Origin of the sequence: Acidithiobacillus sulfurivorans (assembly GCF_018853815.1) — a bacterium.
Classification (GTDB): domain Bacteria; phylum Pseudomonadota; class Gammaproteobacteria; order Acidithiobacillales; family Acidithiobacillaceae; genus Acidithiobacillus; species Acidithiobacillus sulfurivorans.
Genome location: NZ_JAAOMP010000067.1, coordinates 1 through 25823, shown reverse-complemented (window position 1 = coordinate 25823; position 25823 = coordinate 1). Strand labels below are relative to the sequence as shown.

At 50.8% G+C, this 25823-nt stretch carries 27 protein-coding genes and 3 pseudogenes; 13 read left to right on the top strand and 17 right to left on the bottom strand.

The window, feature by feature from the left end; translation table 11 throughout:
- Nucleotides 1-4 precede the first annotated feature (4 nt).
- A complete protein-coding gene (locus HAP95_RS05860; RefSeq protein WP_215883368.1) occupies nt 5-280 on the top strand; it encodes a hypothetical protein in 276 nt (91 codons plus the stop codon).
- Between the two features lie 12 nt (nt 281-292).
- Here HAP95_RS05860 and HAP95_RS17620 read toward each other — a convergent pair whose 3' ends face one another.
- The 4 genes and pseudogenes from HAP95_RS17620 to HAP95_RS05850 all read right to left on the bottom strand — a co-directional run bounded on the left by HAP95_RS17620 (nt 293) and on the right by HAP95_RS05850 (nt 2596).
- Nucleotides 293-814 carry an ATP-binding cassette domain-containing protein gene (locus HAP95_RS17620; RefSeq protein WP_438263650.1) on the bottom strand — a complete coding sequence of 174 codons (522 nt, stop codon included), beginning with the start codon at nt 812-814 and terminating at the stop codon, nt 293-295.
- Nucleotides 806-1282 (bottom strand): annotated as a pseudogene (locus HAP95_RS17615) (ATP-binding cassette domain-containing protein); the annotation flags it as partial. The gene HAP95_RS17620 and the pseudogene HAP95_RS17615, both read right to left, overlap by 9 nt.
- Nucleotides 1283-1312: 30 nt before the next feature.
- Nucleotides 1313-2152 (bottom strand): annotated as a pseudogene (locus HAP95_RS17610) (ATP-binding cassette domain-containing protein); the annotation flags it as partial.
- A 93-nt stretch (nt 2153-2245) separates the two neighbouring features.
- Complete coding sequence (locus tag HAP95_RS05850; RefSeq protein ID WP_215883366.1) at nt 2246-2596, bottom strand: DUF4870 domain-containing protein; 351 nt, start codon at nt 2594-2596, stop codon at nt 2246-2248.
- Between the two features lie 166 nt (nt 2597-2762).
- On the opposite strand from HAP95_RS05850, the gene HAP95_RS05845 reads away from it, so the two are divergent.
- Nucleotides 2763-3692, top strand: a complete 930-nt coding sequence (locus HAP95_RS05845) for a uracil-DNA glycosylase (protein WP_215883365.1) — start codon at nt 2763-2765, stop codon at nt 3690-3692.
- 195 nt (nt 3693-3887) lie between these two features.
- Here the strand turns inward: HAP95_RS05845 and HAP95_RS05840 are convergent, their stop codons facing one another.
- The 12 genes and pseudogenes from HAP95_RS05840 to HAP95_RS05790 all read right to left on the bottom strand — a co-directional run bounded on the left by HAP95_RS05840 (nt 3888) and on the right by HAP95_RS05790 (nt 14866).
- Nucleotides 3888-4787 (bottom strand): TadE/TadG family type IV pilus assembly protein, encoded by a 900-nt coding sequence (locus HAP95_RS05840; RefSeq protein WP_215883364.1) that lies wholly within the window; start codon nt 4785-4787, stop codon nt 3888-3890.
- Nucleotides 4777-6474, bottom strand: coding sequence for a TadA family conjugal transfer-associated ATPase (locus tag HAP95_RS05835; RefSeq protein WP_226832596.1), 1698 nt, complete (start codon nt 6472-6474; stop codon nt 4777-4779). Before HAP95_RS05835 ends, HAP95_RS05840 begins: the two co-directional genes overlap by 11 nt.
- Before the next feature lie 83 nt (nt 6475-6557).
- A complete protein-coding gene (locus HAP95_RS05830; protein ID WP_215883362.1) occupies nt 6558-7907 on the bottom strand; it encodes a type II and III secretion system protein family protein in 1350 nt (449 codons plus the stop codon).
- Nucleotides 7908-7923: 16 nt separating this feature from the next.
- Nucleotides 7924-8985 carry a Flp pilus assembly protein CpaB gene (cpaB, locus tag HAP95_RS05825; RefSeq protein WP_215883361.1) on the bottom strand — a complete coding sequence of 354 codons (1062 nt, stop codon included), beginning with the start codon at nt 8983-8985 and terminating at the stop codon, nt 7924-7926.
- Between the two features lie 9 nt (nt 8986-8994).
- Entirely contained in the window at nt 8995-9162 is a 168-nt protein-coding gene (locus tag HAP95_RS05820; protein ID WP_215883360.1) for a hypothetical protein, read from the bottom strand.
- A 9-nt stretch (nt 9163-9171) separates the two neighbouring features.
- The gene (locus HAP95_RS05815) at nt 9172-9741 is read right to left on the bottom strand and encodes a hypothetical protein (protein WP_368356559.1); all 570 of its coding nucleotides are present in this window, start codon (nt 9739-9741) and stop codon (nt 9172-9174) included.
- Nucleotides 9742-9839: 98 nt separating this feature from the next.
- A complete protein-coding gene (locus HAP95_RS05810; RefSeq protein WP_226832595.1) occupies nt 9840-10670 on the bottom strand; it encodes a hypothetical protein in 831 nt (276 codons plus the stop codon).
- Nucleotides 10671-10684: 14 nt separating this feature from the next.
- Nucleotides 10685-12283: a pilus assembly protein TadG-related protein gene (locus tag HAP95_RS05805; RefSeq protein ID WP_226832594.1), complete on the bottom strand. Its 1599-nt coding sequence runs from the start codon at nt 12281-12283 to the stop codon at nt 10685-10687.
- A 96-nt stretch (nt 12284-12379) separates the two neighbouring features.
- On the bottom strand, nt 12380-12658 hold the full coding sequence (locus HAP95_RS05800) for a Flp family type IVb pilin (protein WP_215883356.1): 279 nt from the start codon (nt 12656-12658) through the stop codon (nt 12380-12382).
- Between the two features lie 263 nt (nt 12659-12921).
- A pseudogene (locus tag HAP95_RS17080) lies at nt 12922-13059 on the bottom strand (IS1595 family transposase); the annotation flags it as partial.
- Between the two features lie 150 nt (nt 13060-13209).
- Nucleotides 13210-14175, bottom strand: coding sequence for an OmpA family protein (locus HAP95_RS05795; RefSeq protein WP_215883355.1), 966 nt, complete (start codon nt 14173-14175; stop codon nt 13210-13212).
- Nucleotides 14168-14866: a helix-turn-helix transcriptional regulator gene (locus tag HAP95_RS05790; protein ID WP_215883354.1), complete on the bottom strand. Its 699-nt coding sequence runs from the start codon at nt 14864-14866 to the stop codon at nt 14168-14170. Before HAP95_RS05790 ends, HAP95_RS05795 begins: the two co-directional genes overlap by 8 nt.
- Nucleotides 14867-15195: 329 nt before the next feature.
- Between HAP95_RS05790 and HAP95_RS05785 the strand changes: the two genes are divergently transcribed.
- The 11 genes from HAP95_RS05785 to HAP95_RS05735 all read left to right on the top strand — a co-directional run bounded on the left by HAP95_RS05785 (nt 15196) and on the right by HAP95_RS05735 (nt 24288).
- A complete protein-coding gene (locus HAP95_RS05785) occupies nt 15196-16044 on the top strand; it encodes a type II secretion system F family protein (protein ID WP_215883353.1) in 849 nt (282 codons plus the stop codon).
- Nucleotides 16041-16922, top strand: coding sequence for a type II secretion system F family protein (locus tag HAP95_RS05780; RefSeq protein WP_215883352.1), 882 nt, complete (start codon nt 16041-16043; stop codon nt 16920-16922). The genes HAP95_RS05785 and HAP95_RS05780 overlap by 4 nt, the downstream gene beginning before the upstream one ends.
- Nucleotides 16922-17278 carry a DUF192 domain-containing protein gene (locus HAP95_RS05775; RefSeq protein WP_215883351.1) on the top strand — a complete coding sequence of 119 codons (357 nt, stop codon included), beginning with the start codon at nt 16922-16924 and terminating at the stop codon, nt 17276-17278. Before HAP95_RS05780 ends, HAP95_RS05775 begins: the two co-directional genes overlap by 1 nt.
- A gap of 41 nt (nt 17279-17319) precedes the next feature.
- Complete coding sequence (ffh, locus tag HAP95_RS05770; protein WP_215883350.1) at nt 17320-18696, top strand: signal recognition particle protein; 1377 nt, start codon at nt 17320-17322, stop codon at nt 18694-18696.
- A 69-nt stretch (nt 18697-18765) separates the two neighbouring features.
- Nucleotides 18766-19026, top strand: coding sequence for a 30S ribosomal protein S16 (gene rpsP / locus HAP95_RS05765; protein ID WP_010637598.1), 261 nt, complete (start codon nt 18766-18768; stop codon nt 19024-19026).
- Nucleotides 19010-19525 carry a ribosome maturation factor RimM gene (gene rimM / locus HAP95_RS05760; protein ID WP_215883349.1) on the top strand — a complete coding sequence of 172 codons (516 nt, stop codon included), beginning with the start codon at nt 19010-19012 and terminating at the stop codon, nt 19523-19525. The genes rpsP and rimM overlap by 17 nt, the downstream gene beginning before the upstream one ends.
- Complete coding sequence (gene trmD / locus HAP95_RS05755) at nt 19525-20268, top strand: tRNA (guanosine(37)-N1)-methyltransferase TrmD (protein ID WP_215883348.1); 744 nt, start codon at nt 19525-19527, stop codon at nt 20266-20268. The genes rimM and trmD overlap by 1 nt, the downstream gene beginning before the upstream one ends.
- Nucleotides 20269-20290: 22 nt before the next feature.
- Nucleotides 20291-20635 carry a 50S ribosomal protein L19 gene (rplS, locus tag HAP95_RS05750; RefSeq protein ID WP_215883347.1) on the top strand — a complete coding sequence of 115 codons (345 nt, stop codon included), beginning with the start codon at nt 20291-20293 and terminating at the stop codon, nt 20633-20635.
- A 54-nt stretch (nt 20636-20689) separates the two neighbouring features.
- Complete coding sequence (locus HAP95_RS05745; protein ID WP_215883346.1) at nt 20690-21895, top strand: hypothetical protein; 1206 nt, start codon at nt 20690-20692, stop codon at nt 21893-21895.
- Nucleotides 21896-21907: 12 nt separating this feature from the next.
- Nucleotides 21908-22819: a site-specific tyrosine recombinase XerD gene (gene xerD / locus HAP95_RS05740; protein ID WP_215883345.1), complete on the top strand. Its 912-nt coding sequence runs from the start codon at nt 21908-21910 to the stop codon at nt 22817-22819.
- Between the two features lie 95 nt (nt 22820-22914).
- The gene (locus HAP95_RS05735) at nt 22915-24288 is read left to right on the top strand and encodes a hypothetical protein (RefSeq protein WP_215883344.1); all 1374 of its coding nucleotides are present in this window, start codon (nt 22915-22917) and stop codon (nt 24286-24288) included.
- A gap of 58 nt (nt 24289-24346) precedes the next feature.
- Here HAP95_RS05735 and HAP95_RS05730 read toward each other — a convergent pair whose 3' ends face one another.
- A complete protein-coding gene (locus tag HAP95_RS05730; protein ID WP_226832593.1) occupies nt 24347-25822 on the bottom strand; it encodes a Do family serine endopeptidase in 1476 nt (491 codons plus the stop codon).
- Nucleotide 25823 lies beyond the last annotated feature (1 nt).

Here is a 25823-nt window from a genome sequence, read left to right as displayed (position 1 = left end):
CCCCATGACTGCGGCTCTGAAGGTCTTGCTGCAAGGCGCCATCGCCGTTGTTCTGGTGCTTCTGGCGGTTTTGTTATTGCTGGCACTGGATGGCCTGTTACTCATTCCCGGATTGATGTTGGCTTACACATTGATGGGTCTTCCCTGGCACTGGCCCGGTATTTTGCCGGACCCCCTGCATCCTCCCGGCCCCTGGATCAGTATGGCCGTCGGGGTCATTGCTACATTGGTCCCGGCTGTAGTGGATGCGATCGTCCTGCACTTTTTTCTGCGCAAATGAAATAATTTCTGGTTAAGCGTTGCTGCTGGCAGCGGCTTTGGCTTCCAGGTGCTCCCAGCGTGAATAAGTCTGCTGCAATTTTTTTGCGAGTTGTTCTGACTGCAGTTGGAGCGCTTTCAGTTTTTCCGGGTTCTGATAGGTTTCCGGTAAAGCCAGAGTCGTTGCCACGTTTTCCTGTTCCTGCTCCATAGCCTCTATTTGGGCAGGTAAAGCAACCAGTTCCTGACTTTCCTTGTAACTGAGCGTAGTTTTTTTGTTGTTTTCCCGCTTGCCAGATGTTTTGCCCGTAGAGTTTTCAGCATTCTTGCTGGAAGCACGCTGAATTTCTGTCTGCCAGCGTAACCAGTCCTCATAGCCGCCCGCATTCTGGGTAAGCTGACCATTTTCTCCGAAAGCAATGACCTGGGTGACTACGTTGTCAAGAAAGTCCCGGTCATGAGAAACCAGAAACAGGGTGCCCGTATAATTCTGGAGACGCTCTTCCAGAACTTCAAGCGTTTCCAGATCCAGGTCATTGGTCGGTTCGTCGAGCACCAGAATATTGGCGGGACGGGCAAACAAGCGAGCCAGTAGCAAGCGCGCCCGTTCGCCGCCCGACAGGGCCTTGATCAGCCCCCGGGCGCGACTGGGAGGGAACAGAAAATCCTGCAAATATCCCAGAACGTGGCGCCGCTCCCCATTGATTTCAATGAAATCATTACCATCCGCAATGGCATCCACCACCCGGCTTTCCGGATCAAGTGTCGCCCGCATCTGATCAAAATAAGCGACTTCCTGTTTGGTGCCGCGCCGGATCTGGCCTTGCTGGGCCTCCAGTTCGCCGAGAATCAGGCGTAGCAAAGTGGTTTTACCGGCTCCGTTGGGGCCGATAATACCGACCCGGTCACCGCGCTCAATACGCGTCGAAAAATTCTGGATGATGGGACGATCTTCATAATAGAAGGACACCTGTTCCAGTTCCGCAATCAACGCCCCGGAGCGTTCCGCTGTACTGATCTGCAGGCTCGCCTGACCCTGCTGCTGGCGACGGCTGGCGCGCTCCTCGCGCAGGCTTTCCAGCCGACGCAAACGGCCCTGGTTGCGCTTGGCACGCGCCTTCACACCTTGACGCAACCAGGCTTCTTCCTCTGCGAGTTGCCCTTCCAGACGATTATCCGCCGAAGCCTCGGCCGCCAGCACTTCCGCCTTACGCGCCTGATATTCGGCAAAGCTGCCCGGAAAGCTGCGTAAAATGCCACGATCCAGTTCGACAATACGGGTTGCCAGGCGATCCAGAAAACGCCGGTCATGGGTGATGAATACCAAAGTGCCGCGATAGCGCAGCAGGGACTGTTCCAGGGCAAGAATGGCGGGTAAATCCAGATGGTTGGTGGGTTCGTCAAAAAACAGAATATCCGGTTCGGACACCAGTGCAGCAGCAATGGCTACGCGCTTGCGCTGCCCCCCTGACAAAGCAGAAACCACGCCTTCCGGGGGTAGGCCCAGGCTATCCCGCAGGGCTTCCGCTTTGTAGTCGATTTGCCAGACATCATGATGATCCGCCAGGGCATGGGCCTGTGCGTCTCCCGCTTCGGCATTTTGAAGCTGCCGCCAGGCGGGGTGTCCGGATTTGATGGCAGTGAGCAGATCGTGATCGGCGGCCAGTTCGGGTTCCTGAGCCAGATAACTACGGCTAAGTCCCGGCGCTACCCAAAGATTTCCGGCATCCAGCCTGCAAAGACCGGCAAGCGCTTGCAGCAGGGTCGATTTACCTTCGCCATTGCGACCAATCAGACCAATGCGTTCACCGGCTTCAAGATTCAGATCCGCGTGGTCCAGTAAGGCGCGGCCTCCCCACTCCACCTGCCCCGCTTCCAGCCGCAGAATTGACATCGCCCCAATCTCCCATGTGTTTTCATTCAGAAAGGAGATAGGGTACGGGGCGGGCTCTGGCGGCGCAAGCCGTCATTGCGGATAGATGTTGGTTTAGCTCAGCAGACGCAGGGTAAGGGGATAACGGTAGCCTTCACCGCTACTCGATTTCAGCGCGGCGATAATGCAAAAAACCAGATTGAAGAGAAAAATCAGGGGAAAAATAAAAAGCCCGATGAGTAAGGCGCTGAGAATACTGGCGACGATGTAAGCGAGGAGAATGGTGATCTGAAAATTCAGGGCTTCTTTGCTCTCGGTGATGAGCCATTGATTGTCGCCGTCCTTCTTGATCAGGTACACAATCAGCGCCGGTAAAAAACCGAATAAAATACCTCCGGCCTGGATTAATGCCATAATGTTGCGATCTTCCTTGTTGTCGGTTGTTACCAGACTGCCTGTTTCCATGATAAAGCTCCCTTGCAAAATGAGTGGTCCAGCTATTTGATGTTGCGTGATTGTATGATGCTGGTTTTTTATCATACTGATTATCATCATGAAGTGGAATATGCTTGTGTTACATGGGCCGCAAATTATATTTGCCAGCACAGCGTCCGACCCTTAGCATAAGGCGATGTCAGAGATTTTTACTATAGAGCAGCGGCAGTTTCTGAAACTCCTGGGTTTGGCGGTGCCAGGGGAGAGCCCCGTTCTGCCCCCCTTAAAAAACCAAGCAGTTTCTGCCCCGGCGCAAGCAGCCGCCGAGCCAAAAATCCCGGAATCCATAGCAAACTCTCTGGAAGCCCCAGAGGGTATCAGTACCTTGCGCGCAGCCGCAGGTATTCTCAGTGCCCGACCCAAAGCAGTGGGCGTACCGCAGCCGGTAACCCCGGAACCGCAGCAAAAAATCCAGACTGAACCGGAAGCGGTGTCGTCATTATCTGAGCTGCCTACACCCGCCGAATCTGGCGAACCGCAAAGACTGCAGCAGGTCAGCGCGAGTGATTGGCGTGATCTGCAAATCATGGTGAATAACTGTCGGGCTTGTTCATTGGGCGAAACCCGCCAGCACGCGGTTTTCGGAGCTGGTAACCCCCGTGGTTCCTGGCTTTTTGTGGGAGAAGCCCCCGGCGCCGAAGAAGACCGGCGTGGCGAAGCTTTTGTCGGTCGCGGCGGGCAGTTGCTGGATAACATGCTGAAAGCCATGGACCTGACCCGGCAACAGGATGTCTATATTGCCAATGTGCTCAAATGCCGTCCCCCCAACAATCGTGATCCTTTGGGTCCAGAGGTACAGTCCTGCCTGCCTTTTTTGCAGCGTCAGATTGCTCTGCTCCAGCCCCGTATTATTGTTGCCCTGGGGCGCTTTGCCGCCCAGAGTCTGCTGCAGGTCACGACACCCATCGGCCAGTTACGCGGGCAAACCCATCAGTACCAGAATATTCCATTGATCGTTACCTACCACCCGGCCTATTTACTCCGCAGTCCTTTGGAAAAGCGCAAGGCCTGGGAGGATTTGCAGTTGGCTGTGCAGGTGTACTCAGCGCAATCATTGCCTGAATAATTCCAGTGAAACCTGCTCGTGACTTTTGGGTAAGCCTTCTACCCAGACACCACCTTCACTGACGGAAAGAAAGGTACTGACTCGCTCGTGCATCTACTGTGATTATGCAGGTTAAAAGCAGGCAGGGCTGTAGGCATTTTTGAACAAACCTAATGGATGGATTCAACATGCTTTCTCCGTGAATGATGCGTGGCATCAGGCACCTGCATTACAAATGTGATCGGGCACCGGCGCTTTATCGTCAGAAATAGTGGCGAGATCGCTGGGAGAAGTGGGAAGTGGCTCCATGTTCGAAGGAGTTGGGGTGGAACCGGGTACACTTTCCGCCTCTGGGTGTTGCACAAGCTGGTTTTGACTAGGTAGCCCCGCCACAAGCACAGGGCTTTGCATGCGCATCACCGTGTCTGTCTGCAAAGGGATTCCCCAGCCCATTTGGCCATTAATACCCATTACCGGACTTAACTTCAGACCAAAAATGCTGGGTAAGCCCATTTCCTGTTTCAAGGCATAGAGGCCACGCCCAAGTTGATCAATGAAGGGTATAACGAGCGGCTGTACAGTAGTAATTTGTACTTTCAGAAGAGTCGCATCCTGTATGGACATTTTGCTGTTGACGCCGGTTCGTGTCTGCCGGTAAGCAAGATGATCTACAGGAATCGCATGGACCGGAGCCCCGGACCCGTCACGGGTCAGTTCAGCAAAATCGTCAAAGGCTTCTCGAGTGGGGCTGAGTATTTGGATATTGGCTTGTGCTGCAGCGGTTTTGGCGGCGGCGTAGCCTCTGGCCAGAGCTTCCAGATTTTGACCGTGGGTATACAGCGGAGTCAGACCACGGGCCAGGGCTTCACGGATTGCTTCAGTGTTCGCACCGTGCAGCGTTCCTGCGCGCACAGCCTCCTGAGTGGCCACTTCAAATTGAGCGCGAGCCTGATAAAAAAGAGCTCCTTGAAAAGTGCCGAGCAGGGCCAGCAGTAGAGTTGGCAGGGTGATGGCAAACTCTACGGCACTGACCCCCCTTTCGCTAAGGGGTATAGCGACAGTCTGCTCGACTACTGTGGGACCCGTCCGATCAAACAAATAAAAACTAGGCAACATAATGTTCTGCTCCCGACCCACGTTGCGGTTCAGGTGTCTGGAAAATTCCGAGATCAATGGGTAATCCCCGCTCGCGCATTACTTCATAAAATTCTGGTATAGCTCCGGTCGCCCTGAATGCACCACGCACCCCGCCTTCACTGTCGTAACCCTGTTGTTTGAAAGTGAATAACTCTTGCAGCTGGATGGTTCCGCTCTCGGTCCCGGTTACCTCGCAGATGCTGGTGACCTTGCGAGAGCCGCAGGAGAAACGGGTGATTTGCAGGATGACATCTACTGCTGAAGCAATTTGTTCCCGGATAGCGGTGAGTGGTAGATCCATGCCTGCCATCAGTACCATGACTTCCAGACGGGAGAGCATATCGCGGGGGCTGTTGGCGTGAGCTGTAGTAAGGGAGCCATCATGCCCTGTATTCATGGCTTGCAGCATGTCCAGTGCTTCACCACCGCGACATTCACCAACAACGATGCGATCGGGCCGCATACGCAGGGCATTACGTACCAGTTCCCGAATGGGTATTTGTCCTTTTCCTTCCATATTGGCAGGTCGGGCTTCAAGAGAAACGAGGTTTGGCTGGTAGAGACGCAATTCTGCAGCATCTTCAATGGTGACAATGCGCTCGTGGTCGGGAATATAGTTGGAGAGTACGTTCAGCAGGGTGGTTTTACCCGATCCTGTCCCTCCGGAAATAATCATGTTCTTACGCTGCTGGACACAAACCTGAACAAATTGCGCCATATCGGGTGCGATGGATTCATAAGCCATCATGTTCTCCATCTGCAGACGTTTTTTGGAAAATTTGCGGATGGTGATGCAGGCACCTTTGAGGGATAAAGGCGGGATGACAGCATTGACACGGGAGCCATCGGCAAGGCGCGCGTCCACCAACGGTGAGCTTTCATCAATGCGTCTACCAATAGGCGCAACAATTCGATCAATAATATGACGAACGGCTATTTCACTACTGAACAGGGCGGGCGCTGCCAGTAGCTTTCCTTGCCTTTCAATAAATATTTCGTCAAAGCGGTTTACCATGATTTCGGTAATGCTTTCATCAGCCAGAAAATCTTCCAGTGGACCCAGCCCAATGGCTTCATCCAGCACTTCTTTGGCAAGCCGTTGTCGATCAATGTCCGCTGATGGATTCATGCGCCAGACGATTTCGCGCACCAGTTCACCCACCATGCGGCGCAGTTCTTCTGTGGAAAGCGTGCTGAGATCAATGCGGCGTAAATCCATCTGGCTACGGACTGATTCATGTACTTCCCGAACCATGCTGAGCCAGTGTGCGTCGTATACAGGACGAGCTATCTGCTCAGTTTTGGAGATGTCCAAGGCCTTGGTTGTTAACTGTGGAGGAGTAAGAAATGGTTCAGCAGTGGATGGAATATCAATGGAACAAGGTATTTTATTACTTAAAAGAGCTGTTGCGGAATTGTCTTTGTCGACTTCTAAGATTTCGTCGTCAAAGCGGGGCAGTATCTGCAGACAATATCCGGCGATAACAACTTCGTCTTGTGCACCCACTGGCCCATAGGCGCGCATGCGTTCACCATTGACCATGATCGTGGCGAAATTGCTGAGCCCTTCAACATACACTCCGCCCTGCTCGAAGTAAGCGCGTGCATGTTCCTTGCCAATGTTCCAGCCTTCCAGACGTAATTGAGCATACTCAGCCTTTCCCATGAGACATACCCCATCCCTGGGTGCAATAATTTGGGTTCCTGTTTTGGGATGTGATGCGCGGATCAGAAACATGGTCTTCTCTCCTAACGAATAAGTCCTTTATTTGAGCTGTGTTGGTACATATTTTCGAGATATTTGGCCTGAGAGGCAGCATCAATATTTTCGCGTGAATCTGCTGTGATTACGGTGGGGGTAACTAGAAAAACTAATTCGGATTCGTTATCCCTGAAATCATCGGACTTAAAAAGGTAACCAATAATTGGTATGTTTCCCAACCCGGGAATTTTGCTACTATTTTTGGCAAGGTTGTGATCCACCAATCCTGACATTACCAGTGTTTCACCATCTTTCAGGTTGATTTCCGTTTGACTGCGATTGGTAAAAAATCCTGGCACACCGCCAACTGTCAGTGAAGGGTCAATGTTGCTCACTTCCGTAAATATTTTCAGACCTACATTATGGCGATCATCGGCAACGGGTGAAAATTTCAGTCGAATTCCGAAGTCCTTAAAAATCACTGATGTCTGACCAAAGCCTATGGCTAGTGGAATGGGTATTTGTCCGCCAGCCAGAAATTCAGCGGGTTCCTTGCTGCCGCTTTTAGCGCTTAATTTGGGATTGGCAATCTCATAGGCTTCACCATTTTGTAGCGCATAATTAATGCGTGAAGCCACGGAAGCTATGATGCCAAAGTTACTTGCAAATGGGGCCACTTTCAGCGGTAAATCAGTTATTCCGGAATTAGGAAATGAGAAGTTCGCTAAAGGCCCACCTGTACCATTACTGGTTGGAACTCCCATGCGGAAATAGGAGTTAGAAGTAAAATCACCCACAATTCCAGCTTGTGGGCCGGCCATGGATTGATTCCAATTGACCCCGAGACTGCGGAAAAAATCTGTTTTCATCTTAAGTATTCGCACGTCCAGAAGAACAACTTTTTCCATTCGCAGGGGTTCTTTTTCGGCGAGATTTACCACGTTGGGGTAAACTGCTTTAAGTTTTTCAATGCGATTCAGAGTTTCTTCAGAAAGGTTTTTTCCATCTATGATGATTTTGTCGCCGACAATCCTGACCTGAGTGTTGGGGCTGGCAGTCAGCAAGCTTGAAATTTCGTCCGCCGCATGTCCAATATCTTTGGGAGCGATTACTACCCGAGCAGCACTTTCTGTTCCGTTTTTGTACCATAAATGCAGATTGGTTTCTCCAGTACCCTCTGCAAGGAGCAATAATTCCTTGTTATCTACAAGTGTCACGCTCAAAATTTTACCGTTACCAACCGCGACTCTTCTGATCGTGCTGGTCGGAATGATTTTGACCTGACCAGAATACATCGAAATGTTTTCTGCTTGATTAAGAAAAGGATCTGCTGTGGCTACGGACCATGTTGATATACATAAGATGGCCGCAGTCAAAATATTGGTAACGGGTTTCATCAGAGGCTATTTCCTGTCATGACTGAGGTAAAGGAGGAATATAGGAAAACGGTAAATATTGGATTTTTTGTTCAGCAGGAGGGACGCTGTGCTCCTGATTGTGGTGCTCTTCAAACGATGGGTTAGATTTGAGCGCACCATCATCTTTCTGTCCCGCAGTGGATATTTGAGTGATGTCCGCTGGGCCATTCGAGGTTGTACCACCCGCTATATATTCCACTCCTGCGGGAGGAATAGGTGGATAGCCAATGATGTCATGCAAGGATACACTACGCTTTGGCCATGCTGCATTTTTTTCATTACCACGTAAATCCATTCTGATTTCCCCGCTTTTTTGCGCAACCAAAATTTTTTGTGCTTGCAGAGGCGTAACTTCAAGAGTAATGGTGTTGTAACCCTGTGAAGAATTGTCAATATTGTTGGGAGAAAGTTCTCTTCCGGTGGCGATTATTTTTAAATTTTGGCCTAAAAATCGCACCAGCGAACCTTCTGATGTGGAACTTATTGTTTGTAGGCTATTCAGGGCGGCGTTATGAGAGATGCTTGACGAAGTGATCCACAATAAGTCGATGCGATCTCCTGGCCGCAGCATTTTATCCAGGGAGTTCTCGGAATTTACCGAAATGGTCAATGCAACGTGTTGGTCATCAAGAACGTCCGCTGGACTCTCTGTCGCATTGATCATCGACAGTGTAATTGGCTTTCCTCTTTCTGCCTGAAAGAGCAGTCTTTTCAATGCGATTTTATCGAAATCAGTATCCAGAACTGCGCCTGCAGGAGCATTGTCGGCCGGGATGACACGCCGTGCTACCTTGGCTAAGGTAAGGACAGTACCAGCGGGTAAATTTTCTATTGGGACAACTACTGATACGGTGCTTTCCTTCTTGGGAGTTAATTCACTTAGAAGGCGTTTTTTCAGCGCAGTTTCCTGAGCATCCAGCGTGTGAATAGCAAGCACTGCTGCGGCAAAACCCGCTGTGATAGCAAATGCCAAAATGATCCAGCCACTTAGGGCACGCTTTTTCTTTTGCAGTAATGGGGGGATGGCGGATGGTTCAGGGATGTTTTGAGTCGACACGAATTATCCTCAAAAAGGCAGAGTGGCGATAGCTGCAGCCCAGGAAAAATCGCTGGAAAATTTCCGCAATGCATCCATCAGTTGTACGATGGGACTGGGTGTACCCACAAACAGTAAGCCGAGTGCAAAAATGGCGACGATGGCATACTCGATGCTGGACTGACCTTGTTCATTCATCGTCTGTTTCTACCGTTGATCCAGTACAACAACGACACGACTTTCACCAACTCCATCGGCACTAATAATCATATCCAGGTGGCGGTTGTCCTTATTCATGGAAATAACGGATGTCTGCCCCTGCATTGCCGGGCTTCCACGCCATTGTCGTGCCAGAAGTGCTTTTTCCAGGAGCGTACGCAAATCAGATGCAGGCATGTTCACATGTATATGCAAAACTCGTCCGTGTATCCCATGATCGTGACTATCAACGTCCTGCAATATCTCGGCATTCGCAGGGAGAGGTAAATCATCTGGCAGAGGATCGCGCTCTGTCTTTTGGTCCATGCGTAGGCTGGAGAGTGTCCCGTAGGCAGTATTCCCTTCCATATGCCACTGGCTGGTGAGCGAATAAGGAGGAGTTATACAACCCTGGATATGCTCACCACGAAGATTATTTTCGGTATATGATCCTCTTAGTTGGGCGCAGGCTTCGACAAAATGGGAACGCAGTCGCTCTTCCTCCGCACTGACATGAAATTGTGTAGCATGAATATCCACGCCATTGATTTTGAGGCGGCCCGCTAAAGGCTCTGTCACAGTATTTTCAGGTGTTGGTAGTAAGAGGGGATTTTCTCCCGCCCAAACGTCTGTGTTACCCAGACAGAACATACAGAGAAGAAGGAGTTGATTTTTTCTCATGACTTTCCATCTCCAGGATAAGGTTGCAGGCGATCTCCATACTGAACTTCTGGATCCACATGCCCGTAGCCCAGCTGATTGAGTTCAGGAAACAGCAACCCCCCCATGGTCTTTACGGTGTTGATCAGACCATTGTCGAGATAGGCGCTGGGCAGGAGAGTTTTAACGATTCTGACTTCTTCTTCAGGACCATTAGCGGTCCATGCGTCCGTCAAAACCGCTGCTTGCGCGTTAAAGCGCAGACCATCTGAGAAGGTGCGGCCTGGCAGGTAGACGTAAGAGGGTAAACCTCTTAGTGGCACACTGATGTTTGCCACTGTGGACCCTGTCATCTGCAAGGGGATTTTGGAGATTTTCATGAGCGTTCCCAAAAATTTCATAGACACGCCATCGGCGATGTTTTCCTCATGCGTCGAAATGCTTATGTCCGCCAAATTGCGGAGTAATGGCTGACCATCATGTCGGGTTAGTATTGGGTTTACGGTATTACCATTGCCCGGGTTGATAGATCCGAGCCCTATACTGTGAGGACCAAAAAAACGTATTGCGGCCTCGTTTCTTAGCTCACTGTCATTTTTGATGGCGGACCATTCCCGCCCTGGAGGAGGAGACTTTCTCCACACTATTCTCTCCCAAGCTACATAGCGCGCTGCCTCGATACTTCGCAATTGCGTAAAGCTCCATTTGCCGGTGTAAATGACAAGGAAAAATAGAGGAATTATTGCAAAAGCCGCAAGCACGACGAATTCGGTGAGTGACTGCCCTCGTTCTGGACTATGTGAGCTATCCTCAAATAATTTTTTTTCAGCATGGTTTTTTTTCAGCATGGGAAGCATCATGTTTATTGCAAGCCAAGCAAAGTCGCATACAGCGATCTTTCGCGTGCATTCAAATCCACTAGTCGTGCTTCCCAGAACGGGCTGAAAAGATTGGCGCGCTCGTCATAGGCATCAGCGCGTTGCCATAATGATGCAGGGCGGCGGAAAAATGCTTGAGCTTTGGCCATGGAGCGTATGTGCTTGCCTGGATTGTCCTGTGCCAGTGAAATATTTGTTTTTTCCTGAGCTGAATGCTTGATGCCCAAAGCGTTGCTGGCGTCCCGTACGTTTTGGCGACCATGCTCCACAACTACAACATAAGAAGGCATTACTTCAGCTGGATCTCCATTCGCGTCCTTAAGTTGTGGGCTACTCCGATTAAAATCCCAGTAGCGACTGATTCCACCAGCAGAAAAGCGTGTTGCATCGCCGCCGACCGAACGCATGGATGCCGCTGTGCTATCTTGCTCTCCGGGATTTTTGAAAGCAGCAATATTGGATCCTTGAGCATTTTGCGAACGGGAATCCTGATAGGCTGGTAAGTTGACTGTACGTTCTTCAGATGGAAAAACGGTTTGGGGAGTAGATCTTTTTTCCAGATATCGACCAGGATAGGAGAAATTACTGCCATTACCGGTTTGTGATGCTCCATAACCTAATGGAATTTCAATCCATTTTTTGCCACCAAACAATATCCCTTTTCTGGTCCAAACATGTAATGACAATGTGTCCATACCGGACCAAACAAACTTTCCTTCTGTAGTTTTGGCAATCTCCGAGCCTCCAGAGCGACGAAATTCCCAGCCGGTAACGTACAGATTTCCGGATTTAACAGGGAGAAGAGGTGTAGGCAGATGATTCCGAGTGGATGTAAAACCATCTCGTGAGGCATTGATCATGGAGGCCATGCGGTTTTGAGCTTGCTCTTTGTCACCGCCCCAACGTTGAAGGAGGTCTCCACGATTTTTGAAATAACTGCTGAGGTTGGTAGCCATAATAATGGTGTTTAGTTGACCGTTGGCATCATTCAGTTTAACAACCTGTTCAGCAACGGCTGTCATTGCTCCACCAGGATGATTGTTGCCTCCTCCTGGATCGAAAACACCGTTAGCAATGTGGTAGGCTTCTTGCGAACCACTCAAAGCCGAATCGGCTAAATCCAGTGCGGGTAGCAAGACGCTGCTTGCAGTTTCGATGCTTTGATTCAGCACGTTGGTGCTTTGTGCAATGGCATTGGTAATGGTGGCTATGATCGAGCCTACACCTGGAATGATCTGGGCCAAATTTCCAACATTCCGGATATTAACGCCCAGACTATTTATGTATCTTCCCCAGGAAACAAGACTGATGGTTTGACCAATAGCTACTTGATTTGCCACCATAGCGCGATTGGTGTAAGCAATAAAATTTAGTTCTCGCGCTTCCATTTGCATGGCTGAAAATGCTGCCGCGTCAGCCGCATTTTGCGTTTTAAGTTTGACAGCTGTTTGCTGCCCAGTATTAAAAACAAACAACCCTGCTAACAGTATGGCTGGAATTAAAGCAACAGAAAACAACGCTGCCTGCCCGGATTCTGCGATATTTTTCGCAGTAAATATCATATTTATAGACGTTGAACGCATAATAAATTCCATATTTATATGAAGTTGATGATCCGGGAAGGTGCGTATGAAATTATTTCTGAATTGGAATGAATGAAAAATTCTAAATTAAAATAATTATTTGCCTAAGTCGGATTTGTAATCGCTCATATTCTTCTGAATGGCAGCATTGCCTGTTGCTTGCCCTGCAGTGCCCTGCGCTGCAGTGATTTCGGTTCCTCCACTTTTACCAGATAGTTCCTGGGAAATACCCGCCATTTGATGGCGTAACGTCTGTCCAAAATAGGAAAATACTGCAATTCCAGTTATGGCGATGAGTGCAACGATGATGAGATATTCTGTCATTCCTTGACCGTACTCTTTTTGCTGATTTGACGTGGATAAATAATGTTTCATAAATCCTCCATAAAGGTCGGTTAATTGATCGGTGTAATATTATTTAAGCACGCCATAAAAACATGAACAATATGGTCAATAATCACGCATTTTATTTTTTAATTATTTGGAAACATTGAATAAATAATTTTTTATAATTATGGCTGATAATTTATTATTTTAATAATGATTAATGTTTTATGTATAAATATTTTTTTATTGTTTAATATGTTGTTATTTTTTGTTAAATTTATGACAAATAGTAATTTTATATACTTTCCTGATTAGCACGATGATTCCGCTGAGCGGAGCCAGTGCTCGGGTCTTGGTCCGGTGTTGACAGCAGAGCGAAGCAAACTCATTGGTAACGTGGCCAGATTAAAACGACGGTTGAAGCGATAAGTTATGGTGGAGAGATAACGTTGCGTGAGGGGCTAGTGTAATAGCATGAGTGCGACTTACGGGCCGATTCGCAAGCTCGCATCCTCTGGATGTGGCTGATGACTGCGAACGAGATAAGGATTCCCGGCCTGCGAAAGGATCCTGCCCGGTGCGATAAAAACAAGTTACGGTTACGCCAATTTAATAATTTCTACGCGTCTGTTGATAGCCCGATTTGCCTCAGTATCGTTGCTAACCAAGGGTCTGCTTGATCCATAGCCTGTTGTTTCAAGGCGCTGGGGATCTATGCCTTCGGCAATTAAGGCATTTTTAACAGCCACCGCCCGAGTGACGGACAACTTTTGGTTGTGGCTTTCTGAGCCTACCTGATCTGTGTGCCCCTCAATTCGTACATGTAACTGTGGATGCTTCTTTAGCAGATCACTCAATGCCTTCAAGGAGGGTTGGGCATCTGTCCTGAGGGTTGAGCGATTGAAATCAAAAGGTAAATGCAAGGAAAATTGCCCTTTGTCATTCAGTGCGTAGAGCATGTTTTCGCTAGTCAGAGGGTCGGACGAACTGGGCACCATCCCGTTTTGCATAGGCTGCGTCTGTATTGCATATACTGAAGCATCCTGGGAGTGACCGAACAGAGTGTTGTCGTTGATGAAAACTAAAGTTCGTACTCCATCAGTAGCTCGATGTTCTGCTGTTAGCATGCGCCCGTCATCAAAAAGAAAATTTTCAACGCCTCCTGTATAGCCTGTCGGCGCGTTTCGCCAGAGAGATGTATTGATGGCTGCATCTCCATTGGTTCTGCAATTGTGATTGGCGCACTGCCACAAAATGTGGAACCCTGCATGCTGCAAAGCTTGTTGATAGTTGCGGATCACTTCCAGTGGCGAGCGATCTCTGGGAACCTGATATTTGATATAGGTGATTTGGCCCTCCAGTGTTTCAGAACGGGTCAGAGCATTTTTACCTAATGGTCCCAGGGGAATTGTCATTTCATCGTAATGAGTGCTGCGATAATTATCTACTACGCTTCCGGGGTATCGCCCCAGAAAGGGAAGATCTTGACCACTTTCTGCAAGGGTAGATGTTGATCCTGCTAAAGATATCGTCAGAAAAAAGAAAATATTAAAAGTGTTACGCATGCTGTTCACTCCGGTCAGAAGTGGTCCCGAAAGACGGCGTGGCGATTCGTTTTTTACTGCCAATGGTCCTTAGAAGGCGCGCGAGGAGCATGCGCCTGTTTGGCACCCCATGACGGCGGCATAGTGCGGCTATCCGGGAGCGTATGGTGCTTTCACTCTGTCCAAGTTGCAGTGCAATTTGGCTTTGACCAATACCGTTAACCAGTAATTGTGCAATACGTAAATCTGTCGGGCTTAGTTCAGGATGAAAAGGGTATTCTATTTCTAATTTGCTGTGCAGGAGGGTTAGACCTGCTTGAATTTTTTGCATTTCTGCAGAATTTAGTATTCTTTGGGTGTCAAGATGAAACAGTACGATCTGCATGGGAGCGTCATTGCAGATGAAGCTTGACGCGATTTCCAGCGATGTCATGACTGTGTGCGGAGTTGGGGTGTTCCCCGTGGCTTCCCTTTGAGCCCGAACGATCAGTTCCCGAGGTGGGCTGGGCCAGCGTCCGGCAGGGTAGCGCCACCAGCAATGTGTTTGCCAGCTCTTGCTTTGTCGATGAATACGGTAGGTTTTTATCTGGCGCAGCCAGCCTATATCACGCCAATATTGGGCCATCTGTGTTGGGGATAGCTGCAAATTGTTGTTCAAAAGTGTTGCATCTGCGCCCTGAAGTTTTGTCTGGGCCAATAGTTTTAACCACATCGTTCGCTCCCTCCATTATGGAAGTTGATATATCTATAATATTTTCAGAAAATAATACTGTTATTTTTCATGATGTCAATAGCATATATAAAATGGATAATGACTGCTTTCATGATTTTAAAATTTTTGTTTATCAGTTTATATATAAATAAAAAACAAGTAGTTATAATATATATATTATGATTATTGAACATCTTTTTAGAATTTTTATCTTATGATTAAATGATCCTGTAAAGCAGCTGTGGGTTATGGCTGAAAATGTAATGCTGATTATAATGTGTATTGTTTTACTTTTTGTCTGAGCTGCTTGTTTGAGTGGGAGAGACCTGTTGCGACATGAAGCATTTGCTTTTCTGGTCTTTATGGCCGTTCTGGGCCTGACTCTGCTGCTATCATTTGCTGCCCGTCAGCTTCTGTATAGAGGACAGAGCCGCTTCGCGCGCGACAGTCAAATGGGGTTGAAAAGTCTTTTCATTTTTGCGGACCCCGTGTTGCTCTGGAAATTGAATCTGATGTTGCTGGTTGTTCTGCCTATTCTGACGTGGTGGGCGTCGGGGTCAGTTGTGGTCGCTGCCGGGGCTGCCTTTTTGATCCTGCTTCTGCCGCGCCTGATTATGCGTTGGCTGCAGAAGCGACGTCTGGACCGGCTGCATGCGCAGTTGCCTGATGCGCTGATGATGTTGGCCAGTGGGCTGCGTGCTGGTGCTAATTTGCAACAGGCTATGGAGGGGCTATCTCGTGATCTCAGTCCGCCCATCAGTCAGGAGTTGGGCTTGGTGGTGCGAGAACAGCGTCTTGGAGCTGCTTTTGAAGAAGCAATTGACCATTTGGCTGAACGCATACCTAGCCCGGATGTACAATTGGTCGCTTCCGCATTGCGAATTAGTCGGGAAGTTGGAGGCAGCCTTGCCGATACGGTGGCTCGACTGGGAGAAACTATTCGCAAGCGACTGATGATGGAACAGAAAATAAAAGCATTGACTGCGCAGGGCCGTCTTCAAGGAATAGTCATGACGGCGCTTCCTGCATTGATTATTTTGGCCCTCTTGCAAATCGAACCGCAAGCTATGGGTGCATTATTTAGTACGAACCAGGGATGGGCAGTATTGGCCGTTGCCATTCTTTGTGAGTTTTTGGGTTATTTTTGGATACGGAAAATTGTGAGCATTGAAGTATGACAAATCTACCAATATGGTTACTTGCCGCGCTGATAGGGTTGTCTATTGCTGTTGCAATTTATGGATTGGGTTATCTGGCACGCCAGATGGAGCCCTCGCCCAGGGATTACATGGATCCTTTACCCAAAGGGTTGAGGCTGCTTTGGCCCATAGTTCAATTTGTTCGTTCAACATTGGTTGTTTTCATTCCCGATCGTTTGCTGTTACCGGTACATCAACGGTTACAAAGAGCGGGTATGCACTACTTGCTGAGTGCCAGAGAGTTTATTGCACTGAAGGTTCTGAGTACGACGGTACCCTTGATTTTTTGCGTGTTGTTATATCGGGTTTCAGGGTTATTCAATATCTGGCTGTTATTTTTGACCATGTTGTTTGCGAGCTTTTATCCTGACATCTGGTTGGTTGAACAAGCCAAGCGGCGTGGGCGTCTTATTCTAAAAGAGTTACCGGTTTACCTGGATTTCATCACCCTGATGATCGAGGGAGGGCTTAATTTAACCAGTGCGATTCAGGTGGCCGTTGATAAGGGCCCCGCAGGACCACTGCGCAACGAGTTCGCGATCATGATTCGAGAATTGCGATCCGGTACGGCAAAAATGGACGTGTTTCGACGCTTTGGAGAGCGCGTATCGTTGACGGAAGTACGCAGCCTGGTCAGTGCGCTGGTTCAATCAGAGGAGCGTGGCGGAGATCTGGGGCCAGTATTGCGTGCTCAAGCAGAACAGCGACGGGAAGAACGTTTTTTGCGGGCGGAAAAATTGGCTCTTGAAGCACCAGTCAAGCTTTTGGCGCCGCTGGTGGTTTTTATTTTTCCGATTACCTTCCTGATGCTGGCTTTTGTGATTTACATGAAATTTTTACAGGAGGGTGGATATTGATGCCAGTAGGTTGTATCTCTCGGGGAGAAGACATTTTATGGGCAGAAGTGTCTTGCGCCAGCCATTTTGGAGATCGTCTGCGTGGGCTGTTGGGGAAGAGTCATCTCAATGCAGACGCAGGATTGCTGTTGATGCATGTAGGTAGTATTCACAGCATAGGCATGGCGTTCCCTATTGACGTAATTTTTTTGGACCAGAACAAGCGGGTTACTGCTTGTCACAGCGATCTGCCCGCCTGGCGCTGGCGATTTTGCCGCACTGCAGTAATGACCCTGGAAGTAGCCGCAGGCGGCATTCGTTGTTATGGAGTTGAACCCGGCCAACAGCTTGAATGGCGCCCGCCATTGCACGACTGAGCCATACAGTCCAAAATCCACCCCTGATATGAGGGGGACCCATGTTTGACAATCTGACCCAAAAACTCACCCAGACTTTTAAAAACCTGCGCGGCCAGGGGCGTTTGAGCGAGGACAATATTCGTGACGCCCTGCGTGAAGTGCGTTTGGCCTTGCTGGAAGCCGATGTGGCGCTGCCGGTGGTGAAAGACTTCATCAACAAGGTGCGCGAATCGGCGCTGGGGGAGGAAGTGGTTAAAAGCCTGTCTCCGGGGCAGGTGTTTATCAAAATTGTCAATGATGAACTGGTCAAGCTTATGGGCGAGCACAACGACCGGCTGGATTTGAGTGCCCGTCCTCCGGCAGTGATACTTTTAGCCGGGTTGCAGGGTTCCGGTAAAACCACGACCAGTGCCAAGCTCGCCTTGTGGTTGAAGGACAGAGAAAAAAAGCGGGTCATGATGGTGAGTACCGACGTCTACCGGCCCGCTGCCATGGAGCAGTTGGCGCATCTGGGCAAGGATATTGAGGTAGAAGTATTCCCGTCCCGTCCAGATCAGCAGCCAGTACAGATTGCCAAAGATGCGTTAGAGGCAGCGCAGCGTGGGGTATTTGATGTGTTGATTGTCGATACTGCCGGACGCCTGCATGTGGATGACGCCATGATGGCGGAAGCTCAGGCTTTGACCAGTGCCGTTCAGCCAGTGGAGTTGCTGTTTGTGGTGGACGCCATGACGGGTCAGGATGCCGTCAATACGGCCAAGGCTTTTAATGATGCCTTGCCGCTGACCGGCGTCATTTTGACCAAGGCTGACGGTGACGCGCGTGGTGGGGCCGCCTTGTCGGTGCGGGCCATTACCGGCAAGCCCATCAAGTTTATGGGTATTGGCGAAAAAATCCGCAAGGGTCTGGAACCTTTTTATCCGGATCGACTGGCTTCGCGTATTTTGGGTATGGGCGATATTGTCAGTCTGGTTGAGCAGGTCCAACAGGATGTGGATGTTGAACAAGCGCAGAAAATGACCGAGAAGCTGCGCAGCGGAAAAGGGTTTGACCTGGAAGATTTTCGCCAGCAACTCCGGCAGCTGGAAAAAATGGGGGGCATGTCGAGCATTATGGATAAATTGCCGGGTATGGGCGAGCTCCCCGCTGAGGCACAGGCGGCCATGCAGGACGGTAAACCCATGCGTCGTCTGGAGGCTATTATCAATTCCATGACGCCCGGCGAACGTCGGCATCCGGAAATCATCAAGGCTTCGCGTCGGCGTCGCATCGCTGCCGGAGCCGGAACGACCGTGACTGAGGTCAACAAACTGCTCAAGCAGTTTGAGATGATGCAGAAAATGTTCAAAAAAATGGGGAAAGGGGGGCGCGGACTCAGCCGTTTATTGGGGATGAATCCCAAATCGATGTTAAAGGGCGGTTTACCCTTCCGTTAGAGCTTGTTTTTAGTTACGATACGCGCCTTTCTCCCGTCCAGTGGGAGAGGACATGGTTAAGGAGAACACATGGTAGTTATTCGTATGGCCCGGGGCGGCGCCAAAAAGCGGCCTTTTTATCACATCGTGGTGACGGATAGTCGTAACCGGCGCGATGGCCGTTTCATTGAGCGCCTGGGTTTTTACAATCCCATTGGAGCTACAGCCGAATTGCGCATCGACAAAGAGCGTGCAGCTTACTGGTTAAGCCAGGGCGCGCAGCCTTCCGATACAGTAGCCGGCTTTTTCAAGAAAGAAGGCGTGAGTAAGACGGGTGTCGCTGCCGCCTGAGTCTGAAGAATGGGTGGTGCTAGGAAAAATTTCCGGCATCTACGGTGTGCGTGGAATGGTAAAAGTGTTCTCTTTTACGGATCTGCGTGATGCCATTCTCGACTACTCACCCTGGTTTTTGGGTTCTGAACTACGGCCTTATGTGCTTGAAGAAGGACGTATGCAGGGTGAGGGCGTGGTTGCCAAGCTGGCGGAAGTCAGTGACCGGGAACAGGCCCGTGCCCTCATTGGTCAGGAGATAAGAATTGCGCGGGCGTATTTGCCGGACCTGGAGCCCGGTGAATTTTACTGGCGTGATTTGATTGGCATGCGGGTGCTGAATCAGGAAGGCCTGCTTTTGGGAAAGGTGAAGGCCTTTCTGGAAACCGGTGCGAATGACGTTATGGTACTGGACGATGAAAAAGGTGGGGAATTGCTGATTCCCTGGTCAGATGCAAGTGCAGCTGGGGTGGACCAGAGTGCCGGACTGATCACCGTGGACTGGCAAGCGGACTGGTGATGCGTTTTGATGTCATCACTATTTTTCCGGAGCTGATTCACGGTTATCTGCGCGAGGGGGTGCTGGGGCGGGCCCAGGCGCGTGGGCTGATACAGATACATGCCTGGAACCCTCGCGATTTTAGCGATAATGCTTATCGCCGCGTGGATGATCGGCCCTTTGGTGGTGGTCCGGGAATGTTGATGATGGCGCCCCCGTTGTTGGCAGCCATTGCTGCGGCACGCGAAGCAAATCCGGGAGCACCGGTGATTTACCTGTCCCCCCAGGGGCAGCGCCTGCAGCAGGACGCCGTGCAGGGCTTTGCTGGTGCAAAAGGGTTGATTTTGCTGGCAGGCCGCTATGAAGGTATTGACGAGCGGGTGCTCGCGGCGGTGGATGCGGAATGGTCCATAGGCGATTATGTGCTGGCAGGTGGAGAGTTGCCTGCCTTGGTATTGATTGAAGCGGTAGCCCGGCAGTTACCGGGTTTGTTGGGACATGCGGACTCGGCAGCCGAAGATAGCTTTGCGGATAACGGCTTGTTGGATTGTTCACATTTTACGCGCCCGGAAGTGGTGGGGGGAGTAAAGGTTCCGGAAGTTTTGCTTTCGGGAAATCATGCCCGGATTCGTAGTTGGCGCTTGCAACAGTCTTTGGGGCGTACGGCTGAGCGGCGTCCGGATTTGTTGGCGCAGCGCGTTTTGAGTGCGCGTGAGCAGAAGTTATTGGATGATTATCGCCGTCAGGACGGCGAAGTGCAGTAATACTAGGCGAAGGAGCAGGGCTGTGAACATCATTGATGAAATCAACAAAGAACAGATTCAGTCGGAACTTCCGGCTTTTGGCGCAGGCGATACCGTTGCCGTGCATGTCAAGGTGAAGGAAGGTGACCGCGAACGTATCCAGATTTTTGAAGGAATCTGCATTGCCCGTCGCAATCGTGGCCTGCATTCTGCCTTCACGGTGCGGAAAATCTCCAATGGTGAGGGTGTGGAACGCGTTTTCCCCTCTTATTCACCGCTGGTGACCAAGGTAGAAGTCAAGCGTCGCGGTGATGTGCGTCGTGCCAAGCTTTACTACCTGCGTAACCTGTCTGGTAAGGCTGCCCGCATCAAAGAAAAACTGGGCTGATGATTTCTGCTGCGCTTCCTGGCGAAGGCCGGGTTCGCTTTGGATAATCTGATCATGACGCCAGCGTCCAGGGAAATCCTTGAACGCTGGCGTTCTGCGTCTGTTGATGGGCGGTCGGCTCTGTGGGCCGACCCCGCCCGGAAGTTGCTGCTCCATTCGGCCTGGCAGGAGGACATCCTGCCGTATTGGTGGAGTGCAGCAGGCAATACGGAGGCTTTGCAGGTGGTGGTGGATAGCCAGTCCATCTGGGCCGCAGCTGGGCAGCTTCCTGTCGAACTGTTGGCCGCTGCGCTAGGTATCCAGGAAGAAAAACGCGCGTTATTGACTGCCGCCCCTTTGCCGGAGTTGCTCAAGCTGGAAGCCAGTGAGCCAATGCCGCTGGATATGGAAGTCGATCTGCTGTCCAAGGCGGTGGAAGAAGCCGATCTGGAGCATCTGGTGCCTTTGCTGCAGAGCATGGCCGATGACGAAAATGCCCGGCGTGTGGTGCTGAATCGCCTGGCCCAGCGGCTGGCAGATGACAGCCATGCCCAGGGCCTCCGTAGCATTCTGTTTGGTGAATGGCATGACGCAGCGGCCGGGCTGCCTGCCCGGCCTTTTGCTTTGGGGGCTTTGGCTCTGCTGCAGAGCCATTGGCAGCAGGCATCCGGTGTTGCGGTGGTCGTACCGGAAGGGCGTGCGAGCCGCGATCCTGAAGTGGATAAGCCGTTGCTGCATGCCCTGCGGGAGCGCGATCTGCCAGCCTTCATGGGGCGGATTCGGGCTTTGGGGGATCAGCCTCTGGATGCCATTCGTCAGTTGTTTCTGACGGTGACCCTGATGATTATTGAGGGTGGTCATCGTCATGATCCCCAGGCGCTGATGCGTTTGTATGTTTGGCTGGGAACCCTGCTGACCTTGCCCCATCGCAGTTTGCGCCAGGCACGTAAGGTGTTGTTCAGTGCTGCCGCCTCCACTTTTGGCTTTGCCGGTTGGCAGCGCCGTGAGGATTGGCCGGATTTCAGTACCCTGGCTGCTTATCGGGAGCGGGCGCTGTCCGAACCAGTCCCCGCGCATTTTACCTGGCAAGGGGCGCTTTATGCCGCCGCTTCCGGAACGTCCGCTGATTGGTGGTTACAATTGGCTGAACGGGCGGTAGCCCAAGGGAATCCCACGGGTTTCTGGTCGATCTGGCGAACCGCGCAGCGTGCCGGACAGGTCACAGGAGGACCCTTGGCATGGATTCACCCTTTGGTCGTATTGCGTTTTTATTTCGATTAAGTAATCAGCCTCATGACGATGGCATCACCCCCATCTGAAGATCGTCAGCGCATAGATGCTTTTCTGGATGCGCTTTGGCTCGAAAAAAATCTGGGTGAAAATACCTTGGCTGCTTATCGGCAGGATCTGCTTCAGCTTTCCTCGGCTCTTGCAGAGCAGGACGCGCATTTACTGAGTGCGGATGCAGGGATGTTGATGCGTATTCTCGGACAAAAACTGCAATCCGGCGCGGCAATGCGTTCGGTAGCCCGGTTGCTATCCAGCATCCGCCGTTTTTATGGTTATGCGCTGCGTGAGGGCTGGGTAACCCACAACCCCAGCCAGAACTTGCAAAGTCCTCGTCTTGCCCGCTATTTGCCCCATGTGCTGAGTGAAACACAAATTGAAGCCCTCCTGGCCGCGCCTGATCAGACCCGGCCGCTGGGGTTGCGCGACGCGGCGATGCTGGAGTTGATGTATGCCTGCGGCTTGCGGGTTTCAGAACTGGTCAATCTGGAAATGCGGCAACTGGATTTGAGCGCGGATCTGGTCATGGTTTTTGGCAAAGGCCGTAAGGAACGGCTCGTGCCCATGGGGGAAATGGCGGCTGAGCGAATAGCGGCTTATTTGCAAAATGCCCGTCCCCGGATTCTGGGTGCGCGTATTTCTGCAGCCGTATTTGTGACAGCTCGCGGGGCGGCGATGACGCGTCAGCGTTTCTGGCAGAATATGGAAGCCTATGCAAAAGTCGCCGATATTGAACAGGCGGTTTCACCCCATAGTTTGCGCCATGCTTTTGCCACGCATCTGCTGAATCATGGCGCTGATTTGCGGAGCGTTCAGTTGATGCTGGGGCATGCGAATCTGGGCACTACCGAAATTTACACCCATGTCGCCCAGGCCCGCCTCAAGGCCTTGCATGAAAAGCATCATCCCCGCGCGTAGGATCATTCATCGGTTACTGAACCGGCTGGACTTGCAGCTTGACGCGTTTCGACTATCTTCAGAATACGTACCCTAATCAATGAGCGTGGCAAAACATGAATCAGCTTCCCAGCATATTTACGCAGCGCGATCCTAAGACTGGCATAGTCACCATTGATAATGAACCAGTGATTTTTCACTGTAATCATTACAATCGCTTTTTGCAGTTGGTGGTCGAAGATTGCCACTACATTCAGCGTGATCCTATTCTCAAGCAATCAGCGGCTGAGGTCAGCTTCCGGCAGTTGCAGCAACATTTTCAATCCTGTCCGGACTGGTCAGTGGAAGATCGGCTGGCCTATGCAGAAGCTGTTTACCGATTTTGTGGATTCGGTGATTTGCCCCTGGCATCTTTTCACCTGCCGGAAAATCCGGAAAATGCTTTTCAGATTATCGAAAAGCATTCTCATTATGGTTTTGCTCTACGTCTGAATTATGGGAAAAGACGCTGGGCAGGAGAACACTTTGACCTGGGATTTGCTATTGGTGCCTTATCAGCGGTTTATGAGATGCCATTTGCCGGTCATTTGGGAAATCGCCTTGGTGATCAGTCCCTCAGCCGTGGGGACGAACAAACAGAACTATGGATGAGTCAAACCCATATTGCCAATCCGGACGGAAATATTGTGGGTACTCAGGCCATTGCGGAGGTACGATTGCCTTCAGAAGCGGCGGATATTCCCGATCGCACTATTGGCCTGCATGTGGATGAAGCGAGTATTATCGCGGCAGTCAGTGGCATGCCGCTTCAGGGCGATGAGCATGGTTTGATACGGGAATTTGGCGTTTGTCTGACGCGTCATTATGCGGACTATTATAATTTGGTATCTTTTCGCTTCGAAGAGGCGTTAGTTAATGCTCTGGCGACGCATCCTCTGCTCGATGAAATGCTGTGGTATGAATATCCCGCCCTGTTTTATTACAAGGAAAAATTTGCGGGATTACAGGGTAAGGATTTGGCCGATACCCTGCTTATTGAAGCCGGTCATATCTGTGGTTTCAATACGATGGGTGGCATTATGCGCTCGGATCCCTGGTATCAGCTGGTGGTCCCTCAAATACGTTGTCGTGAGGACTGGATGGCGGGTATCGTCGCCTGTATTAATGCCCTCGGCTGGGGTATCTGGCGGATTCATGAACTGGTGCCCAACGAACGTCTGGTGCTGAGGGCCTGGTATCCCTATGAATCTCTCGGTTACCTGCGTAGTTTCGGCATGGCAGATCATCCAGTGGATTATTTGATGACGGGGATTGGCGCTTCCTTGATGAACCTGCTGTACAGTGCTGATATTACCGCCAAACCCGATCTGACCCTGGAATTTTATTATCAGGTGAACCGCTCAAAAGCAGGTTTCTGGGGACGGCAAAGTGCTTGTGTGGCTATGGGCGATCCCTATTCTGAAGTAATTGTCGAGCGCAATGTTCTGTAGCGCCCAAATAAAAACCGCAGTCCCAAGAGACTGCGGCAACTTTTATGCAAAGAACGGGTTATTTCTTTGCCAGGGTAATGACCACATAGATGCTGGCTTTACCCTGACGGACCAACATGGGAATGGGTTGGTCTTTTGGTAACCCGGCGACAATGTGCGCCAACTCGCTGACATTTTGGACATCCTGCTGATTGATCTGCTGAATGATCATTCCGGGCATCAGTCCCGCCTCGGCGGCAGGGCCTTCACTGACGCCCACCACCACGACGCCATGGTGAACATCCAGCTGTTTTTCAATGTCTGGGGTCAGATTTTGAACATGAATATCCATCCGACTGATTTTCAGGGTCTTTGCAGGCGCTGCCGGTTGGGTACTGCTGGGCTGCTCGTCCATGTTTTTCGGCAGGGCGGTGACCAGGACATTTTTGGTTTCCGCGACGCCATGATGAAGGATGCCCACGCTGGCATGGGTGCCGGGAACCGTGTTGCCGACCATGGGCGGCAGTTGGCCGACGTTGTAAACCGGTTTGCTGTCATAGGTCACAATGACATCACCGGGCTGGATGCCAGCCTTGGCAGCGGGGCTGCCCGGCATCACCGAAGCCACGAGGGCGCCTACCGGTTCCTGAAGATGCAGGGCTTGCGCCATTTGCGGCGTGACATCCTGCACTTCGACACCCAGGTACCCGAACTGAATGGGTTTATGATCCTTGAAGTCCTGCACTACGCGCATGACGGTATTGATGGGGATGGAGAAAGACAAGCCCATGTATCCGCCGCTGTTGGTATAAATCTGATCATTGATGCCGATTACCTGGCCCTTCATGTTAAAGAGCGGACCACCGGAGTTACCGGGGTTGATCGGCACGTCGCTCTGGATGAAAGGGATGTATTCGTCATCAGGCAACGGCCGGTTCATGGCGCTGACCACCCCCTGGGTGACGGTATTGTAAAAACCAAAGGGCGCACCTACAGCCAGCAACCACTGGCCGACTTTCAGATGGTCAGAATTGCCGATAGGGGCTGTGGGAAGGTCCTTGGCATCAATTTTCAGCAAGGCGGTGTCGTAGCGTACTGAAAGTCCAATCAGTTTGGCTGGATAGGCATGATGATTGGTCAGGGTGACGACAATATGATTGGCACCCCGTACTACGTGACCGGCGGTGACAATGTAACCATCCGGGCTGATGATAAATCCGGAACCCAGGGATTGAATTTTTTCGTGCTGCTGATGGCTGGGTCCGGCTTGTCCGGGTGCGCCGAAGTGCTGAAAAAACTGGTAAAAAGGAGAGTTTGGCGGAAACGGATTGTTCTGCTGGTGAATGACTTTGTTGGTGGTGCTGCTGATGTTCACCACTGCCGGACCATAACGGTCAATGATGGGGGTAAAGTCCGGAAGGGCAACCAACGCCTGTTGGGGTGCCGTGTTGGTGTTGATGGATAAGGCGGGTGCCGTAGGGGTGGCATCGGCCTGTGCCCATTCGGTGGCGCCCAGCGTAAAACCAAAGCACGCAGCAACAACAGCAGTAATCAGT